The sequence below is a fragment of the Avibacterium gallinarum genome (genome assembly GCF_002921135.1).
GTDB lineage: Bacteria > Pseudomonadota > Gammaproteobacteria > Enterobacterales > Pasteurellaceae > Avibacterium > Avibacterium gallinarum.
The window spans coordinates 1-1,163 of the sequence record NZ_PQVJ01000059.1; the positions used below are offsets into that span (position 1 = coordinate 1).

Here is a 1,163-nt window from a genome sequence, read left to right on the forward strand (position 1 = left end):
TTTGATCTGCCCCCAAAAAGTTAGACTATATTCTAATTTAATTCAAGGACTGAGTTCTGTATTCCACAGGGCTTAGTCCTTTGAGCTTCACTTGAATACGCTCATTATTGTAGTAATGAATGTACTCGTGAATCACTTTTTCAAGCTGTTCAAAGGTTTCAAACCGCTTGCCAAAGTAACATTCCGTCTTCAATCGCCCGAAAAAGCTTTCCATCGCACCATTATCAAGGCAATTGCCTTTTCTCGACATACTTTGCGTCATACCGTGTTTTTTCAATACCTCCCGATAACCCATCATTTGATACTGCCATCCTTGGTCGGAATGCAGTATCGGTTTTTCCCCCGCTAATCGGTTCACCGCCTGGGTCAACATTCTGGTTATCTGCTCAAAATTCGGACTTCTCGCCACATCATAAGCAATAATTTCGTTATTAAACAAGTCTTTAATCGGCGATAAATACACTTTGCCTTCCGCACATTTGAACTCGGTGATATCCGTTACCCACTTCTCATTCGGCATCGTTGCCGTAAAATCCCGTTGCAACAGATTATCGGCAATTTGTCCCACTTTGCCTTGGTAAGAACGATATTTTTTCTGCTTACTTTTTCCTTTTAACCCCAAACGTTGCATTATCGCTAGCACCCTTTTGTGGTTGATAATCAAGTATTTCCTTAATTCCAAGGTAATTCGACGATAACCATAATTTTCGTCATTTTTGCGATAAATTTCCTCTATTTTCTGTGAAATCGCTACATTTTTATCCGACTTTGGCTTGAGATGATAAAAGAACGAACTGCGTGCCAATCCGATTAGCCTGAGTAACAATTCCAACGGGAAACGCGAGCGTAAGGCATTTACGATGACGGCTTTTTCTGCATTTTTTGTTGGTTGAGTTCCTGCAACTTTTTTAGAATTGCATTCTCCGCTTCTAATTCCAAAATTCGGTAACGCAAGCGTTCTTCTTCTGTTTTGGGCGTTGGTGGCATTTTAGGTGAGTTGAGTTTCATACTTGGACGACCTTTAGGTTTGAGTAATAACCCATCTATACCTTGTTTTTCAAAGCGTTGCAACCATTGACTAATTATCCCTGAACTGGGGATATCAAAGCGAAAGCAGGCGGCTTCAGCGGAGCACTGGCCTTTTTTGATAGCTTGAATAACCT

General features: G+C 40.9%; 1 pseudogene. It reads right to left on the minus strand.

Annotation, left to right across the window (positions count from 1 at the left end):
* Window positions 1-37: 37 nt before the first annotated feature.
* Window positions 38-1,163, minus strand: a pseudogene (locus C3007_RS10910) (IS3 family transposase); the annotation flags it as partial.